This is a genomic window from Nocardia cyriacigeorgica (genome assembly GCF_010858045.1).
GTDB classification, from domain to species: domain Bacteria; phylum Actinomycetota; class Actinomycetes; order Mycobacteriales; family Mycobacteriaceae; genus Nocardia; species Nocardia cyriacigeorgica_E.
The window spans coordinates 70,706-87,653 of the sequence record NZ_JAAGVC010000007.1 but is presented as its reverse complement, the minus strand read 5'-3'; the positions used below and the strand labels follow the sequence as shown (position 1 = coordinate 87,653).

Genomic DNA, 16,948 nt, shown 5'->3' with positions numbered 1-16,948 from the left:
TTTCTTCCCCGCGTGCCACCTGGGCGGTCTTCCCGCACGTCACAGCCCCGAAACGCAGCACCGGCGAAGCGATCCATGATCGCTTCGCCAGTGGATGCGCGAGGTCGGCCGCGCTACCTCAGCCGATGGATGACGACAGCGCGGGCAGCATCCGGAAGACCTGGTCCTGCCAGTTGTTCCAGGCATGGATGCCATAGGCGGGGAAATCGAAGGTGGCGTTGCGCGCACCGAGGGTGGCCATGCGGACCTGGAAGGCGCGCGTGTTCACCAGTGCGAGCGCCTCCAGCGCCATGCCGTTGAGAGTGCCGACGCTCGGGGCGTCGGTGGCGGTGGGCAGGCCGCTGGCGGCGGAAACCCAGAGCCGGGTGTTGTTGCCGATCAGTCGCGGCGCGAACACGAACGGGTCCATGCGCAGCCACTTCGGATCCCACGGTGCGGCCATGGAGTCGACGTTGTAGCCGCCGGCGTCGATCATCGCGACGCGGATCGCCTCGCGCATACCGGGGGCGGAGATATTGAGGTAGCCGGAGAACGAACCGGCGAAGCTGAACTGATCGGGGTGGTAGGCGGCCAGGGTGAGCGCGGCGCTGCCGCCCATCGACAGCCCGAACACGCCGTTGCGGTCGGGGTTGAAACCGAGCCGGTCACGCAGGGCGTAGCGCAGTTCCCGAGTAAGGAAGGTCTCCCAGCGGTAGGTGTAGTCCTTGCCGGGGCCACCGGAGAAGATGTTCAGGCCGCCGGATCCACTGGAGGATCCGGCCGCACCGGGCGGCACGCCGAGGAAGCTCGACGGGGCATTCCAGTCGATATAGAAGCTGGACTGGCCGCCGACCGGCATGACGACGTTGATGTTCCACTTCGTCAGCTCCCTGGCCACCTCGGTTTCGATCTCCCAGCCGTTGAGATCTTCCCGCGCGCGCATGCCGTCCAGGGCGTAGACCACCCGATCGGTGTTGCCGTCGGCGGCCCGGAACACCCGCGACTTGATCGGACCCATGCTCGAATCGACCCAGAAGTCGAATCCGGCGGGGTTGAACGCCGCCGAAGCGCTGGGCGCACCGACGAGGACGGCGCCTGCCGCCATGAGCAGGGCGACCAACGGTGCGAGCAGAGCCCGGCCGAGGCCGGAGCGGGAGGATTCGGGCCGGGGGCCTTGGCGGCGAAACCGCATCGATGAACCTTTCTCGACGTCACAGGGGTATCCACGCGGCCATCGGTCCGCGGCCCCCGACACCGCCGGACCGACCGGCCACATGAGTCGTCCCTCTGTCGGCTCCGGAACCCGTTCCGTTACCTTGCTGTGACATTTGCCTCGCAGCCCTGCACCACCCCATGACCGCCGCAGGCGCGTTTGAGCACGTCCGGACGGGGAAGCCGCCGAGTGTGAGCCTGCGAGTCGTGAACGAATCGTTCTGGATGGAAACCAGCGAACCCACCGCGTACCCCGCGCTGGACCGCGATGCCGAGGTCGACGTCGCCGTGGTCGGCGCGGGGATCGCCGGCTTGAGCACCGCCTGGGAGTTGCTCGGCACCGGTCGCTCGGTCGCGGTGGTCGAGGCCGGCCGAATCGCCGCGGGCGTCACCGGCTACACCACCGCGAAGGTAACCGCCCTGCACACGCTCATCTACCAGCGCCTCACGAAGTCGTTCGGCGAGCCCGCCGCTCGCCTCTACGCCGCCTCGCAACAGGACGCGCTCGGCCGGATCGCGCAAATCGTCGACGAACTCGGCATCGATTGCCAGCTCGAGCAGTGCCCGGCCTACACCTACGCCGAATCCGCCGACGGCGTGGCCGCGATCCGCCGCGAAGTCGATGCCGCCGTGGCAGCCGGCCTGCCCGCGCAGTTCGTCACCGAGACCGACCTGCCGTTCCCGGTGGCGGGCGCCGTCCGGGTCGAGCAGCAGGCACAGTTCCATCCGCGCCGCTATCTGCTCGGGCTGGCCAGGGCGATCACCGAACGCGGCGGGATGATCTACGAGAACAGCCGGGTGGTGAACCTGAACGAAGGCCGCGCGCCGGTCCTCACGGTCGAGTCGGGTGCCCGGCTGACCGCCGCGGACGTCGTCGTCGCCACCCACTATCCGGTCTTCGACCGATCGCTGCTGTTTCCCCGCTTGACGCCGCATCGCGAACTGGTCGTCGCCGCGAGCATCCCCGAAGACCAGGCGCCACAGGGGTGCTACATCACGCCCCAGGGCACCACCCGCTCGGTGCGCACGGCCCCGCTGCCGGACGGGCAGCGCCTGCTCATCGTCACCGGCGAGAAATTCACCCCCGGACAAGGTGGAGTCCGCCGCCGATTCGACGTCCTCACCGACTGGACGAGCCGGCACTTTCCCGCCGCCGAGATCCGCTATCACTGGGCGGCGCAAGACAATTCGACCACCGACGACCTGCCCTTCATCGGCAGGCTGCATCCGCTGAGCACGCACGCCTACGTGGCCACCGGGTTCAACTCCTGGGGCATGAGCAACGGCGTGGTGGCCGCCCGGGTCCTGACCGGACGCATCACCGGTGACCGATTGCCCTGGACCGACCTGTACGAACCCACCCGGATACACCCGATCACCGAGGCCGTCCCGTTCGTGCGCGCGCAGACCGAGGTCGCCAAGCATTTCGTCGGCGACCGGCTGCGTACCGTGCGCACCGGCTCGGTCGCCGATATCGCGCCGAGCACCGGCGCCGTCCTCCGGGTGGCGGGCTCGCCGTGCGCGGTCTACCGCGACGAGGACGGCGAACTGCATGCGGTGTCGGCGACCTGCACCCATCTCGGCTGCCTGGTCGCCTTCAACGATGCCGAGCGCACCTGGGAATGCCCGTGCCACGGTTCCCGATTCACCGTCGACGGTGCCGTCGTCCAGGGTCCCGCTACCCGCCCGCTCGAACGCGAGCAGATCGATTAGGGACGACCCGCCACGAGCGTGCCGCCGGAAACGTCAATTGCACCTGCACGGTACAAATGTTCTTGCATTCGCACAATCGCATTCGGAAGTTTCGAATTCGGCACGCGCAGTTCATAATCCACCTGAATGAAATATGGCGAGTCCGGCTCCCCATACCCATACGATGCTGTAACCTTCAACTCCCAGTCGATGGAGAGGCAATAGCCGTGGCCCTGGCCCGCAGTAGCGCTTCGTGTGCGGTGAACGCGACAAGAGAAAAAGTGTGGGCGTTGATCTCGCGCCCGGACCAACTGAAGACATGGGTGCCCAATCACGACTTCTGGATCGGCGAGGTACCAGCGACATTCACGCTCGGCGTCACGGTTCGCGCGCAGGCAACCATCACCAGCATCATCCACGAACTCGATCTCACCGTCACCGAATGCCTCCCGCCCGAACGACTGGAACTCAGCGGTATCGGCCTCACCGGCAACCATTTCACCTATTCGATTTCCCTTGCCGAGGCCAGGAACTCACCGACGGTGGTCACCCTCGAAACGCGCTACACCGGTGCCCCGCGCCACGACACCGACTATTCCGCGATCATGCCGATCGTCGCCGATGAGATGAACCGCAGCGCAAAACTTCTCGCTGCCCAATTCCCGGCGGGCGACGTCCGTGGTTACCGAACGGGCCCGGCCCCCGCCTCCGCGCCGCGGGTTCTCCCCGAGGACGACGATCAGGTGGGCCGCACGATCATGAGCACGACCACCACGGTCCACAGCAGGTTGTAGATTCCGGCCAGCATCGACAGCGTCCGCAGACGGCGTCCGTCATCCGGTGCCCGCAATGCCTCGCGCTGCATCGGGTAGATCTGCGCGCCGAGCAGGCCGCCGGCGACCGCGGTGAGGATCATGGCCGCGGTGATCCACCCCTCCCCCATGCGTCCCTGCACCGCCGCGAGCACGATGCCGACCGCCGGGACGATGATCGCGCAGGCGGCGTAGCCGCCGGTGATGCGGTGTAAAGCGCTCGCTACCGCCGGATTGCGCTCCGCGGAGGCCGCGCTACTCTGCGCCGCCCCGGCGGCGACGGGCGCGTAGCGCGGGAACAGGCTCGTCGCGATGGCCGAACCACCGACGAACACGATGCCCGCGAGAATATGCACCGACAACAACACATGCTGCACCGACCGACTCCATCCTTCAGACTGATTGAAGCATAACCGCAGCCTTCAACCTGTCTGAAGCTAGGGTGGCGCAACTCACCCCGGATGGCTACGACGACATGGCCTCGGCGAAGGCCGCCAGAATGGCCGCGCCGACCTTGCGCTGAATCGGATCGGCTTCCGGGCCGAACATCCGCTCGTCCACGGTGGCCACCGCCGTCCGCGCCTGCGCAAGCAGCCGTTTGCCCTTGGCGGTGAGCTCGATCGTCGACGCCGACCCGGCGCGGGCCGTGCGATCGCGCACCAAGCCCGCACCGACCAGCGCCTTCACCGCGGTGTGCACGCTCTGCACGCTGATGCCCGACATGCGCGCCAACTCACTGAACGACGCACCGGGCACACCCGAAATATGGCCGAGCAGACCGAGTCTGCCGACGGTGAGATCCCATGGCGCGAGCGCGGCGTTGAGCTCGGTCTCCACCCGGCGCGCGAGTGTCAGCACCAGGATGGAGGCACTGGTCACGGGTGGGTCGGGCCGGTCGTTCTCGGATGTCACCGACCCATCTTCGCGCACGCCGGGTCGGGGCCGGGGCACGGCGTACCGGCATTTCGCTACCCTGCGTGGATGACCGAGCGATTCCGGCTGGTGCCCGCCGTGTACGTGCTGTTCCGGCGGAACACCGCCGACGGGGAGGAAGTGCTGCTGCAATTGCGGCACAACACCGGCTTCATGGACGGATTCTGGGCGCATGCGGCCGCCGGGCACGTCGAGCTGGGCGAATCGGTGTTCACCGCGGGCGCGCGCGAAGCCGCCGAAGAACTCGGCGTCGGCGTCGACCCGTCGGAACTGTTGCCGCTCACCGTCCTTCACCGCCGCTACGGCGACGGCGCCGCAGACATCGATCACCGCGTCGATTTCTTCCTCGAATGCCGCACCTGGTCCGGTGAGCCCCGGCTGATGGAACCGGACAAGGCCGCCGATCTGCGCTGGTGGCCGATCGAAAAGCTGCCCGAACCGCTGGTCGAGCACGAGGCGTTCGTGATCGAGGGCTGCCGCACCGGCGAGCTACCACGACTGGCCGCGATGGGGTTCTGACGCCTCAGCCCGGGGTGGCGTCGGATTCGACGATGGTGGACCGGGCGGTGAGATACCGCGCGGCCGCGGTGCAGATGTCGTCGAAAACCTCGGCGACCGGCTGACTGCTGGTGACCAGGCCGATGCCCTGGCCGGCGTCGATCGGCTCGATTCGTGGGTCGTCGGCGTCGACGGCGGCGGCCAGTTCGGCACGGGCGCGCCGGTCGGCGGCCAACGCGGCTTCGGCGCCGTCCCATCGGTCGGTGAAGTCGTTGCGCAGCACTCGCGCCGGATATCTGTCCGGCCACGGCAGGCCCTGGCCGATATCGAAGACGCGGGTGGTGATGGTGTCGGTCGCGTCGGCGCGCAGCAGTGCCGCTCGCGCGCGTTCGGTGGTGAGCGCTTCCGGGCACACCGCCAGCCGGGTGCCGAGCCAGGCTCCGGACGCGCCCGCGCCGAGGACCGCCGCCAGCGCATGCCCGGTCGCGATGCCGCCGGCCGCCAGCACCGGCACCTGGACGGCCTCGCAGACGATCTCGAGCAGCGGCAGGGTGGCCAGCGTGGGCTCGCCGTGGCCGCCGCCCTCGGCTCCCCTGGCCACGATGACGTCGATGCCCGCGGCCTCGGCCCGCAAGGCCTGCTCACGGTCGTAGACCTGGGTGGCCGCGCGAATCCCGGCGGCATGCACCCGCTCGACCCAGGACAGGTCGGTGGTGAAACTGATCGAGATCAGCACCGGACGCGCGGCGAGGGCGGTGTCGAACAGATCGGGTTCGCGGGCCAGCACCCAGTCGATCATCCCGATGCCGAACGGCCCCGGATCCGGCCCGAGCTCGTCCAGTTCGGCCGTCAGCCGTGCCGCCGACCCCGCGCTGCCCATCCCGATCATGCCGAGTCCACCGGCCGCGGTGACCGCGGCGGCCAGCCTGCCGCCGGCCACGCCGCCCATGGGCGCGTTCACGATCGGGACCCGCAGGCCCATCTCGCGTGACCACGCTGTCGACAACATTCGGGTTCCACCTCCACTGTTTCCGGTCCGGGGCCGGGCCGGCTCCCTCGTGACAGTAACGCGCACGCGGCCCGGCCCTCCCGCCCGGCTGATGGCGGCACGCCGCGACCGGCTCGGCACACACACGAACGCGGCACCGCCCATCGAACGGTGCCGCGTCGTGCTCGATCGCGCGTCGTGCTTATGCGTGCCCGGTGCTCACTCGTAGGCGACTTCCCAGCGCTTGATGCCGTTGAGCCACCCCGAGCGCAGCCGCACCGGCTCGGACAGCTCCCGCAGGTTGGGCATGACATCGGCGATGGCGTTGAACATCAGGTCGATCTCGAGCCGGGCCAGGTTGGCACCCACGCAGAAGTGGGTGCCGGTGCCGCCGAAGCCGACGTGCGGGTTGGGGTTGCGCAGGACGTTGAACTGGAACGGATCCTCGAACGACGCCGGATCGAAGTTGGCCGCGCTGTAGAACATGCCGATGCGCTGGCCCTTCTTGATCTGCTGACCGCCGAGTTCGGTATCGACCGTCGCGGTGCGCTGGAACGCGGTGACCGGGGTGGCCCAGCGGACGATCTCGTCGGGCGCGGTGCGCGGACGCTGCTCCTTGTAGAGCTCCCACTGGTCGGGGTTGTCGACGAAGGCCTTCATGCCGTGGGTGATGGCATTGCGGGTGGTCTCGTTGCCCGCCACCGCGAGCAGGATGACGAACCAGGCGAATTCGTCGGAGCCGAGCGCTTCACCGTCGAGGTCGGCGTTGACCAGTGTGGTCACGATGTCGTCCATCGGACACTTGCGCTTCTCCTCGGCCAGGTTCCAGGCGTACCCCATGACCTCGGCGGTGGCCATCTTGTGATCGCCCTCGAAGTCCGGGTCGTCGTAGGAGATCATCTGGTTGGTCCAGTCGAAGATCTTGCCGCGATCTTCCTGCGGTACGCCGATCAACTCGGCGATGGCCTGCAGCGGCAGCTCGCAGGCGATCTGCTGGACGAAATCGCCGCGGCCCTCCTTCTTGGCCTCGTGCACGATGCGCTCGGCGCGCTCGGTGAGGGCCTCGCGCAGGCTGTTGACCGCGCGCGGGGTGAAGCCCTTGGAGACGATCCGGCGCATCTTGGTGTGGTTCGGCGGATCCATGTTGAGCATGAGCATCCGCAGCATTTCGATCTCTTCGCGGGCGATATCGCCGTTGAAGCGGATGATCGCGGTGTTCTCCTCCGAGGAGAACACCTCGGGGTTCTTCGAGATCTCCTTGATGTCGTCGAGCTTGGTGACCACCCAGTAGCCGCCGTCGTCGAACCCGCTACGGCCCTTCTCCTGCGGGCACCACCACACCGGTGCCACCCGGCGCAGCTCGGCGAATTCCTCGATCGGCAAGCGCTGGGCGTACAGGTCGGGGTCGGTGAAATCGAACCCGGCGGGGATGGACGGTGCGGCCACGAGTACCTCCTTGCGGCCTGCTCCGGTGCAGACCTCACAGCGTTGTGTAGAACACGTTCCACCCCGATTAGACCATAAGAACGGAGTCGGTGAACAGGATTTAGTAATACCTGTTTATCAGACTTCCCGTGACGCCCGCCGGTGCGCGTCAGTCCTGCGTGAGCGGGTGCCGCAGCGCGGTGACGGCGATGCGGGCGGCTTCGGCGATCGCGGCGTCGACCACGGCCAGCTGCGGATCGGCCCGCGCCGCCCGGGTGAACACCGCAACCGCCACCGGATACTCGGCGGGAAACTCCACGACGGCGACCTCGTTGCGGATGACGCCGATGGTGCCGGTCTTGCCCGCAACGCTGACCCCGCGATGCGGAAACGCCGCGGCGATGCGGTGCGGCCACACCTGCTTGCCCATCACCGAACGCACGAACCCGGTTTGCTCCGGCGACAGTACGCCGCCCTCCCAGACCAGGTGCAGAAACCGGGTCATCTCCTCCGGGGTGGTGGCACTGGCGTACGAGGGGTCGTAGGCCGAGACCGACCAGGCCTCGTCGTTGTCGGCGAGCGCGGCGAAGGCCTCGGCGGTGCTGTGGGTATCGGTATCGCGGACCAGGCTGCGGTGCACATCGGCGGTGCCGCCGACGATCCGGGTCTCGGTGAGCCCCAGTTCGTCCAGCAGGTCTTCCACCGCACCGAGTCCGATCTCGCCGAGCAGGACGTCGGCGGCGGCATTGTCGGAGACCGTCATCATCGAGGTGGCCAGATCGCGCCTGCTCATCGTTACCGGATCGTGCAGTGCGGCAAGGCCGGTGGGGCCGGGTGTGCAGTCGGCGGGATCGACGGTGAGCTGCGCGCGCGGATCGATCAGCCCGGCGTCGACCCGGCGGCAGAACGCTACGAACAGCACGAGTTTGTAGACCGAGGCGGTGACCACCCGGTCACGGCCGTCGACCGAGATCTCGGCCGCGCTTCCGCAGCGGCGGGCGTGCAACCATCCGGTGCAGCCCGCGTCGGCGAAGACCGCGCGGATCCGGTCGGTGACGCCGTCCGCGTCCGCACCGAGCTGCCGCGTGTCGTAGCGGATGCGGCTCATCGCAAGCGCTCCCGGTACAGCACGCGGTCGAGGGCATCGGCGTGCGGCTGGGCGTCGGGGCGGTGGACCACGCGCACCCGCAGCGCAAGGGCCTGCGGGGCCATGGTCAGCCAGGTCACGCCAGGAGTGGGTGTCGGCGCCATTGCCGTGAGCCCGAAACTGGTGCCGGCAGCGACCGCGGCCAGGACGGCGCGATCATCGCGGGCGGTGCCGAGATGTACGTCGAGCCCGCGTTCACGCAGCAGGTCGAGCGTCGTGTCGAATGCGGGTGGATTGCCCGCGCGCGGCGGGTGCACGAACATCAGGTCGGCGAGCATACGGAAGGTGGGACGTTCGGCGGCGGCGCTGCGATGATCCGAGGGCACCACCAGCCATCGCGGCAGCTTGACCACCGGCCCGGCCTCGACGCCGTCGACCAGGGCCGGATGCTCGATCACCGCCACATCGCACAGGCCCGCCCGCAGATCGCCGAGCAGATCGGCGGTCGCCCCCACGGTGGTGGCAACGGTCGCGCCGGAACCGGCCGATCCGCGCAACGCGGTCACGCAGGCGGTCACCAGCGGATCCGGTACGGCAGCCGCCACGCCCCAGTGGACGTCGCCGCGGGCGTGGGCGATGCGCTGCGATTCGGCCAGCAGCCGTTCGGCGTCGTCGACCAGCAGCCGGGAGCGTGGCAGCAGCTGACGTCCGGCGGAGGTGAGCACCGCGCCCTGTGGGGTGCGGTGCACGAGTTCGACGCCGAGGAATTGTTCGAGCCGCCGCAGCCCCTGCGAAAGCGGCGGCTGGGTCATCTCCAACGCGGCCGCCGCCCTCCCGAAATGCCCCTCGTCCGCGACGGCGACGAAGAAGCGGAGGTGGCGGATCAGGTCCATGGCGGTCATTGAACCAGCCGGCCGTCAGGTCCCCGCCGCGTCGCGTCGCGACGCCGCGCATCTGCGCCCGGACAGGGCCGGTGAACTGCGGTGATATCGAGTGCGACTGGCCACTGCCGATACCCGCTATTGGCCGCGAGGAGCGCAGCGATGATGTTGTTCAGCGGTGACTTTCCCAGCTCCCTCCCACCGCCGCCGACGTCTGCTCGCCACCGTCCTGGCGATCTCCGCGCTGACGATGAGCGCGGCCTGCGACTCCGGCTCCGGTTCCGGTTCCCCGAACGCATCACCCACCGGCGCGGCGACCACCTCGGCGGTAGCCGATCCCCGATTCGCCGCACTGGAAACGACCGCGGGGGCCCGACTGGGCGTGTTCGCCGTCGACACCGGCTCCGAGCGCACCGTTGCCTACCGGCAGGACGAGCGTTTCCCGATGGCATCCACCTTCAAGGGCCTGGCCTGCGGCGCACTCCTGCGCGAGCATCCCTTGTCGACCGGTTATTTCGACCAGGTGATCCATTTCTCCGCCGCGGAACTGGTCGAGTACTCGCCGGTGACCGAAACCCGCGTCGAGTCCGGCATGACCGTCGCCGAACTGTGCCACGCCGCCATCACCGTCTCCGACAACACGGCAGGCAATCAGCTGCTGAAGCTCCTCGGCGGACCCCAGGGTTTCACCGCGTTCCTGCGCTCCCTCGGCGACGAGACCTCCCGGCTGGACCGCTGGGAGACCGAGCTGAACACCGCGATTCCCGGCGATGAACGCGACACCACCACCCCGGCGGCGCTGGCCGCCGATTACCGCGCGCTCGTCGTCGGCGATGTGCTCGGCGAACCCGAGCGCGCTCAGTTGACGTCGTGGTTGGTCGCCAACACCACCGGCGGCAGCCGGATCCGCGCGGGACTGCCCGCGGACTGGACCGTCGGCGACAAGACCGGATCCCCGGCCTACGGGTCGGCGCTCGATGTCGCCGTAGCCTGGCCGCCCGGACGCGCGCCGATCGTCATCGCGGTGCTGTCGACGAAGTCCGAGCAGGACGCCGAACCCGACAACGGGCTGCTCGCCGACGCCACCCGGGCGGTCGTCGACGCGCTCGGATAGGGCTCGACCGCGCCGGGTGCATCGGGCACGGTCACTCGGCTCGTCCACCGCCACCCGCGACTGCCGTGGCGACGACTCGGGCCGTCGCCACGGCACCGCGGCGACGGTGGCGGGCCAGGTGAGGCCTACTGGGTGATCCGGCAGGAATCGTCGATCGGCCGGGTGATCGACCAGATCCGGTCGAATCGGCAGGTCGCGATCTTCCAGGCACCGTCCTCGATGACGTATTCATCGGTGTATTCGCCGGTGGAGACGGTTTCGGTCTTGTCGATCAGGTTCACCTGCCGGAATTGCAGGGTCCAGCGGCCCGCGGCGGTGGTGTCGTCGATGATCGTGATGTCGGGGTGCAGACCGTGATGCATATCGAGGATGACGTGCTTGCCGTCGACCTGTTTCAGGGCGATGGATTCGAACACCACCGCCATGCCGTCCGCGTCGAAGGCGCCGAGCTCGCCGTAGTCGAGTGCCGAGCCGGAGGCGATGAAGCAGTCGCGGAAGCCCTTCGGGTCCTTGGCATCACAGGCCCGGAAATACCGGTGCTTGAGCGCTTTGATCGACTCGACGGCCTCCATCCGGGCCAGGCGGGCCGCCAGATCGGCGTCCAGTGTTTCCGGCGACGGTGATACGGACATCGGTGTCCTCCTTGTCGGCTGCTCGGCCACGGCCGAGACGCACTACCTGCGTGGGGTGAACCTAGCCGGGCCCACCGCGTGCGGACAGTGCCTGTCCCGGAGAGCGGACGACATCGTGCCACCAGGCCCGGCCGCCGGGCCGATGCGTCGGGCGGCCTGCCGCATACCCGCGCCGGGCGGATCAGGGCATGCTGGACGGCATGGATCTGTCTCGTCGGCAGCTGCTGCGTCTCGGCGCCGCCGGAACCGCGACGGTGCTGGCCGGAGCCGCGGCGGCGAGCAGCGCCCGCTTCCGCGCGCCGCGCTGGCTCGGTGATCCGTTCTCCCTCGGTGTCGCCTCCGGCGATCCGACCCCCGACGGCGTGGTGCTGTGGACCCGGCTGGCACCGGATCCGCTCGCCCCCGACGGACTGGGCGGCACGGCGCTGGCACCGGCGAGCGTGGACTACGAAGTCGCCGAGGACGACCAGTTCCGCCGCGTGGTCACCCGCGGGACGGCAGTGGCCGCGCGCGAGCTCGGGCACAGTGTGCACCCGGAGATCCGCGGTTTGGCACCGGATCGCTGGTACTTCTACCGATTCCGCGCGGGTTCGGCCATTTCCCCGGTCGGTCGAACCCGTACCGCGCCCGCGCCAGGACAGCAGGTGCGGCGCATGCGGTTCGCGTTCGCGTCGTGCCAGTCGTGGAGCTCTGGCTACTACACCGCCTACGACCACATGAGCGCCGAAGACCTCGACCTGGTGGTGCATCTGGGCGACTACATCTACGAGAAGTCCTGGCGGCTCGGCCGCGAGGGCGCGACCATCCCGCCGCAGTTGCGCGATGAGGCCTACGATCTGGCCGGCTACCGATTGCTGTATGCCCAAGCCAAATCCGAGCAGCCGTTACAGGCCGCGCACGCTGCGTTCCCGTGGCTGGTGACCATGGACGATCACGAGGTCGACAACAATTGGGCCGCCGACTCCCCCGGGCTCGGCATCGATATCTACCGCATCCCCGCGCTGTTCCGCAGCCGCCGGGCGGCCGCGTTCCAGGCGCTCTACGAGCATCTGCCGCTGCGCCTGGCGCAGATGCCCTCGGGACCGGATATGCGCCTGCACCGTCGCTACGGATTCGGTGATCTCGCCGAGTTCACCATGATCGACACCCGGCAGTACCGGGATCGGCAGGTCTGCGGGGACGGCGGCCTCAGTACCGGATGCACCGCCCGATTCGATGCCGGCCGCAGCATTCTCGGGCAGCCGCAACGCGATTGGCTGATCGACGGATTCGGCCGGTCGCCGGCGCGGTGGCAGATCCTCGGCAACCAGGTTGCGATGAGCCAGAGCGACTACGACCCGGGTCCGGATCTGGATCTGGGCACCGATGCGTGGGATGGCTACGTCGCCGAGCGAGCGGCGGTGCTGGGAGCCGCCGCCGACCAGGGGGTGCGCAACCTCGTCGTCATCACCGGAGATCGGCACGAGAACTACGCGGCCGATCTGCGCCGCGACCCCGCCGATCCCGCGACGCCGGTGGTGGCCGCCGAATTCACCGGCACCTCGATCAGCACCGGCGGTGACGGCGCCGACCTTCCGCACCGCGGGCGTCTGCTGCTCGACGCGAACCCGGATATGAAGTTCTACAACGGGCAGCGCGGATATGTCCGGGTCGAACTCGATCAGCACCTGTGGCGCAGCGACTTCCGGGTGCTGCCGTATGTCCGGCGGCCCGGCGCGCCGATCGACACCCGGGCCGCCTACGTGCTGGAAGATGGCCGCCCTGGCGTCGTCGAGGCGTGGCGGCCGGATGCCGATACGGCCGGACGCCGCATCGCCGGCGCGGAACAGACGAGGACCGATGGGAATCGCGCCGCCGAGCCGTCACCGTCCGGCGAGCACGGCGGGCCGCCGTGAAGCGGGCGGGCCCGATGCGCGATGTACTCGGGCGCCGCGTGACAGCTCAGCCGCGGTAGCCGTCCTTGTCCGTGCCCGCCCACACGCTCCCGGCTCCGGCCAGTGCCGGTATCCGCTCGTCGTCGGGTCCGGCGATGGTGGTCGAGATCTTCGGCAGGGCGTACGGGTGGTGGCGGCCGAGCCAGTCGAGCAGCTCCTCGCGCACCGCGCACCGCAACGTCCACACGTCATCGGAATCGGCGGCCGACATCGCCGCGCGCACCACGATATTGGTCGGGGTCGAGTCGGTGACCAGCAGATTCCACGAGCGGCCGTCCCAATCGGGCCGCTGCTTCAGATACTCGTGCAGGTGTTCGCGCAGCAGCGGCACCGGCGTGCTGTGATCCAGGTGCAGGAACACCGTTCCGGTGAGCTCGGAACCGCCGCGCGACCAGTTCTCGTACGGCTTGCTGTTGAAATAGGACACCGGCATCGTCAGCCTGCGATCGTCCCAGATCCGCACCGTCAGGAACGCGAGGGTGATCTCCTCGACGGTGCCCATCTCGCCTTCCACCACGACCGTGTCGCCGATCTTCACCGAATCGCCGAACGCGATCTGCAAGCCGGCCATCAGGTTGCTCAACGTCGACTGCGCGGCCACACCGGCGATGATGCCGATCACACCGGCCGAGGCCAGCAGCGAGGTGCCGAGCGTGCGCAGGCCGGGAAAGAGCAGCAGGATCGCCACCGCGGCCGTGGTCACCACCAGCACCGAGGTCACGATGCGGCGCACCAGCGCGAGCTGGGTGCGTAATTGCCGCACCCGCGCCACATCACGGGTGCGCTGGGCGTAACGGCTCAACGTGTTGTCGGCCACCGCGTCGGCGGCCCGGATCACCAGCCAGACCGCGGCCATGATCGCCATGGTGGCCAGCACATTGCGGATCACCGCGTCCTGGCGTAATTCCAGCTCCGCCAACGGGTAGGTCGCGTGCAACGCCACCGCACCGAGCAAGACCTGCAACGGCATCCGCACCCGCCGCAGCAGCAGCGGCAGCCGGGTATCCGGGCGTTTGCGCGCGTAGAACCGCATCAGCCGATCGAAGAGCAGACCGGCAACCACGGTGAGCGCGAGGGTCCCGCAGAAGACGATGAGCGGCCGTAATACATCCTCCAAGGCGAAAGCTCCTTGTCGTTGGTCGTTCACAACGTCCAACGCACAGGCTACCGATGACGCACGGCGACGCCAGCTCGGGCGGCGACCGCGAGCGAGCGCGGCCTGCTCACCAGCGACGAAGCGCGACTACGGCGCTGCCTCCACCGTTTTCGCGCCACGGCGCTCGACCGCGGCCAATTGCAGGCCGCCGCCGTCGGCGTCCAAGCGCACGGTGTCGCCGGGCTTCAGATCACCGTCGAGCAGCAAACGCGAGAGCTTGTTGTCCACCTCTTTCTGCACGGTGCGGCGCAGCGGGCGCGCGCCGAATTCGGGTTGGTAGCCGTGTTCGGCCAGCCAGTCGACCGCCGGATCGGTGACGTCGAGGTCGATGTCCTGGGCGTGCAACAGCCTGCGGGTGCCATCGAGCACCAGGTCGACGATGCGATGGATCTGGGCCTGATCGAGCCGGTGGAAGACGATGGTGTCGTCGATCCGGTTGAGGAATTCGGGCCGGAAGTGGGATCGCAGCCGCTCGTTCAATGTCGGGGTGATGGAGTCCAGATCACCGTCCGGTGCGGACAGGATGAGGTCGGAGCCGATATTGCTGGTCATGATGACGATGGTGTTCTTGAAGTCCACCGTGCGGCCTTTGGAATCGGTCACCCGCCCGTCGTCGAGCAGTTGCAGCAGCACATTGAACACATCCGGATGCGCCTTCTCGATCTCGTCGAACAGGATCACCGAGTACGGCTGACGGCGAACCTTGTCGGTGAGCTGGGCCGCGTCGTCGTAGCCCACGTATCCGGGCGGGGCGCCGACCAGCCGCGAGACGGTGTGCTTTTCCTGGAACTCGCTCATATCGAAGCGGATGAGCCGGTCCTCGTCGCCGAAGACGGCCTCGGCCAGCGCCTTGGCCAGCTCGGTCTTGCCGACGCCGGTGGGGCCGAGGAACAGGAACGACCCGATCGGCCGGTTGGGGTCCTTGAGCCCGGCCCGCGCCCGGCGCACCGCTTCGGCGACCGCGACGATGGCTTCGTCCTGGCCGATCACCCGCTTGTGCAACACGTCCTCGAGTCCGAGCAGTCGCTGACGTTCCTCGGTGGTCAGTTCGGATACCGGGATCCCGGTCTGGCGGGAGATCACCTCGGCGATATCGGTGACGGTGACCTGCGGTTCCTCGGTGTGCCCGGCGTCGGCGAGTTGTTCTTCGGCGACGGCGATCTCGGATTTGAGCTCCTTGGCCTTCTCGTAATCCTCGGCGGCGACGGCGGCGTCCTTCTCCCGGCGCAGCCGCGCCACCTCCTCCTCCCGTTCGCGCACGTCGGGATCGGGTGTGCGGGTCCGCAACCGCACCCGCGCGCCGGCCTGATCGATCATGTCGATGGCCTTGTCGGGCATGAACCGGTCGGTGAGATAGCGGTCCGACAGTTCGGCGGCGGCGACCAGCGATTCGTCGGTGTAGTGCACCTGGTGATGCTCTTCGTAGACGTCGGCGAGTCCGCGCAGGATCTCGATGGTGTCGGCCACCGACGGTTCGGACACCATCACCGGCTGGAAGCGGCGCTCCAGTGCGGCGTCCTTTTCGATGTGGCGGCGGTATTCGTCGATGGTGGTGGCGCCGATGGCGTGCAGTTCGCCGCGCGCGAGGGCCGGTTTGAGCAGGTTGCCCGCGTCCATCGACCCTTCCGAGCCGCTGCCCGCGCCGACGATGGTGTGCAGCTCGTCGATGAAGACCACCAGTTCGTCGGAGTGCGCGCGCACTTCGTCGAGGATCTTGGTCAGCCGTTCTTCGAACTCACCGCGGTATTTGCTGCCCGCGACCAGTGAGCCGACATCGAGGGCGACGACGCGGCGGTCGGCGAGGGTGCTCGGTACGTCTCCGTTGACGATGCGCTGGGCCAGCCCTTCCACGATGGCTGTCTTACCGACCCCGGGATCGCCGATGAGCACCGGATTGTTCTTGCGCCGCCGCGACAGGATCTCGACGGTCTGCTCGATCTCTTCGGCTCGCCCGACCACCGGGTCCACCTTGCCCGCCCTTGCCTCGGCGGTCAGGTCGCGACCGTATTCGTCGAGGGTCGGGGTCTCGCTGGTCGTGCGCTGCCCCTCGGTGCCAGGCAGTTGCGCGCCCGCCATGGCCTGCGCGGCGGGGGTCTCGGTTTCGGCGATGCCGAGCAGGATGTGTTCGGGGCCGATGTAGCTGCTGCCGGCTTCGGCGGCGCTGCGCTGGGCATTGCGCATGGCACGTTTGGCCGCGGGGCTGAGCGCGATGGCGCCGTTGCCGTTACCGTTGCCGCTGCGGTGACCGGCAACGGCGTCGCGCATCTTCATGCTGAGCTCGTCGGGGTCGTGGCCGATCTCGGCGAGGATGCCGCGGGTGGGCTCGACCAGGGTCGCCGCGTACAGCAGGTGCTCGGGGGTGACTTCCGGACTGCGCCAGTCCTTGGCCGCGGCCTGTGCCGTCGCGACGAGTTGTTTGGCGTTATCGCTGAGCAGCCGGCCCAGGTCGGTGCGTTGCACCGGCGGCCTTGCCGCCATTCCGGGTCCGAAAAAGCGCTGGAAGATGTCGTCGAACGAACTCATCGAACTGGGCCAGGACTCGGTCATGGTCACATCCCATCTCGGCGTTACCGACTGCGGTCATCCGCGCCGGCGGGCCGTGGCC

Annotated in this window: 15 protein-coding genes; 5 read left to right on the top strand and 10 right to left on the bottom strand. The window is 68.6% G+C overall.

What is annotated here, in order from left to right; all coding sequences use genetic code 11:
- Window positions 1-118 precede the first annotated feature (118 nt).
- A complete protein-coding gene (locus GV790_RS09400) occupies window positions 119-1,171 on the bottom strand; it encodes an alpha/beta hydrolase (RefSeq protein WP_163812654.1) in 1,053 nt (350 codons plus the stop codon).
- A 227-nt stretch (window positions 1,172-1,398) separates the two neighbouring features.
- On the opposite strand from GV790_RS09400, the gene GV790_RS09395 reads away from it, so the two are divergent.
- Both GV790_RS09395 and GV790_RS09390 read left to right on the top strand, forming a co-directional pair.
- Complete coding sequence (locus tag GV790_RS09395) at window positions 1,399-2,904, top strand: FAD-dependent oxidoreductase (RefSeq protein ID WP_280213782.1); 1,506 nt, start codon at window positions 1,399-1,401, stop codon at window positions 2,902-2,904.
- Window positions 2,814-3,677 carry an SRPBCC family protein gene (locus GV790_RS09390; RefSeq protein ID WP_306042884.1) on the top strand — a complete coding sequence of 288 codons (864 nt, stop codon included), beginning with the start codon at window positions 2,814-2,816 and terminating at the stop codon, window positions 3,675-3,677. The genes GV790_RS09395 and GV790_RS09390 overlap by 91 nt, the downstream gene beginning before the upstream one ends.
- Here GV790_RS09390 and GV790_RS09385 read toward each other — a convergent pair.
- Window positions 3,623-4,072 (bottom strand): hypothetical protein, encoded by a 450-nt coding sequence (locus tag GV790_RS09385; RefSeq protein WP_163812648.1) that lies wholly within the window; start codon window positions 4,070-4,072, stop codon window positions 3,623-3,625. The genes GV790_RS09390 and GV790_RS09385 overlap by 55 nt on opposite strands.
- 88 nt (window positions 4,073-4,160) lie before the next feature.
- On the bottom strand, window positions 4,161-4,607 hold the full coding sequence (locus tag GV790_RS09380) for a MarR family winged helix-turn-helix transcriptional regulator (RefSeq protein WP_163812646.1): 447 nt from the start codon (window positions 4,605-4,607) through the stop codon (window positions 4,161-4,163).
- A gap of 69 nt (window positions 4,608-4,676) precedes the next feature.
- On the opposite strand from GV790_RS09380, the gene GV790_RS09375 reads away from it, so the two are divergent.
- On the top strand, window positions 4,677-5,147 hold the full coding sequence (locus GV790_RS09375) for an NUDIX hydrolase (protein ID WP_163812644.1): 471 nt from the start codon (window positions 4,677-4,679) through the stop codon (window positions 5,145-5,147).
- Between the two features lie 4 nt (window positions 5,148-5,151).
- Here the strand turns inward: GV790_RS09375 and GV790_RS09370 are convergent, their stop codons facing one another.
- The 4 genes from GV790_RS09370 to GV790_RS09355 all read right to left on the bottom strand — a co-directional run bounded on the left by GV790_RS09370 (window position 5,152) and on the right by GV790_RS09355 (window position 9,528).
- Window positions 5,152-6,135 (bottom strand): NAD(P)H-dependent flavin oxidoreductase, encoded by a 984-nt coding sequence (locus GV790_RS09370; protein ID WP_163812642.1) that lies wholly within the window; start codon window positions 6,133-6,135, stop codon window positions 5,152-5,154.
- A 198-nt stretch (window positions 6,136-6,333) separates the two neighbouring features.
- Window positions 6,334-7,560, bottom strand: coding sequence for a cytochrome P450 (locus GV790_RS09365; RefSeq protein ID WP_163812640.1), 1,227 nt, complete (start codon window positions 7,558-7,560; stop codon window positions 6,334-6,336).
- Window positions 7,561-7,708: 148 nt separating this feature from the next.
- The gene (locus GV790_RS09360; RefSeq protein ID WP_163812638.1) at window positions 7,709-8,647 is read right to left on the bottom strand and encodes a serine hydrolase; all 939 of its coding nucleotides are present in this window, start codon (window positions 8,645-8,647) and stop codon (window positions 7,709-7,711) included.
- Window positions 8,644-9,528 carry a LysR family transcriptional regulator gene (locus tag GV790_RS09355; RefSeq protein WP_175585839.1) on the bottom strand — a complete coding sequence of 295 codons (885 nt, stop codon included), beginning with the start codon at window positions 9,526-9,528 and terminating at the stop codon, window positions 8,644-8,646. Before GV790_RS09355 ends, GV790_RS09360 begins: the two co-directional genes overlap by 4 nt.
- Window positions 9,529-9,757: 229 nt before the next feature.
- Between GV790_RS09355 and bla the strand changes: the two genes are divergently transcribed.
- The gene (gene bla / locus GV790_RS09350) at window positions 9,758-10,621 is read left to right on the top strand and encodes a class A beta-lactamase (RefSeq protein WP_178127749.1); all 864 of its coding nucleotides are present in this window, start codon (window positions 9,758-9,760) and stop codon (window positions 10,619-10,621) included.
- A 125-nt stretch (window positions 10,622-10,746) separates the two neighbouring features.
- Here bla and GV790_RS09345 read toward each other — a convergent pair whose 3' ends face one another.
- Window positions 10,747-11,253: a nuclear transport factor 2 family protein gene (locus tag GV790_RS09345; RefSeq protein WP_163812634.1), complete on the bottom strand. Its 507-nt coding sequence runs from the start codon at window positions 11,251-11,253 to the stop codon at window positions 10,747-10,749.
- Between the two features lie 200 nt (window positions 11,254-11,453).
- On the opposite strand from GV790_RS09345, the gene GV790_RS09340 reads away from it, so the two are divergent.
- On the top strand, window positions 11,454-13,148 hold the full coding sequence (locus tag GV790_RS09340; protein ID WP_163812632.1) for an alkaline phosphatase D family protein: 1,695 nt from the start codon (window positions 11,454-11,456) through the stop codon (window positions 13,146-13,148).
- Window positions 13,149-13,194: 46 nt separating this feature from the next.
- Here the strand turns inward: GV790_RS09340 and GV790_RS09335 are convergent, their stop codons facing one another.
- Both GV790_RS09335 and GV790_RS09330 read right to left on the bottom strand, forming a co-directional pair.
- Window positions 13,195-14,304, bottom strand: a complete 1,110-nt coding sequence (locus tag GV790_RS09335) for a mechanosensitive ion channel family protein (protein WP_163812629.1) — start codon at window positions 14,302-14,304, stop codon at window positions 13,195-13,197.
- A gap of 126 nt (window positions 14,305-14,430) precedes the next feature.
- A complete protein-coding gene (locus GV790_RS09330; RefSeq protein WP_163812627.1) occupies window positions 14,431-16,890 on the bottom strand; it encodes an ATP-dependent Clp protease ATP-binding subunit in 2,460 nt (819 codons plus the stop codon).
- Window positions 16,891-16,948 lie beyond the last annotated feature (58 nt).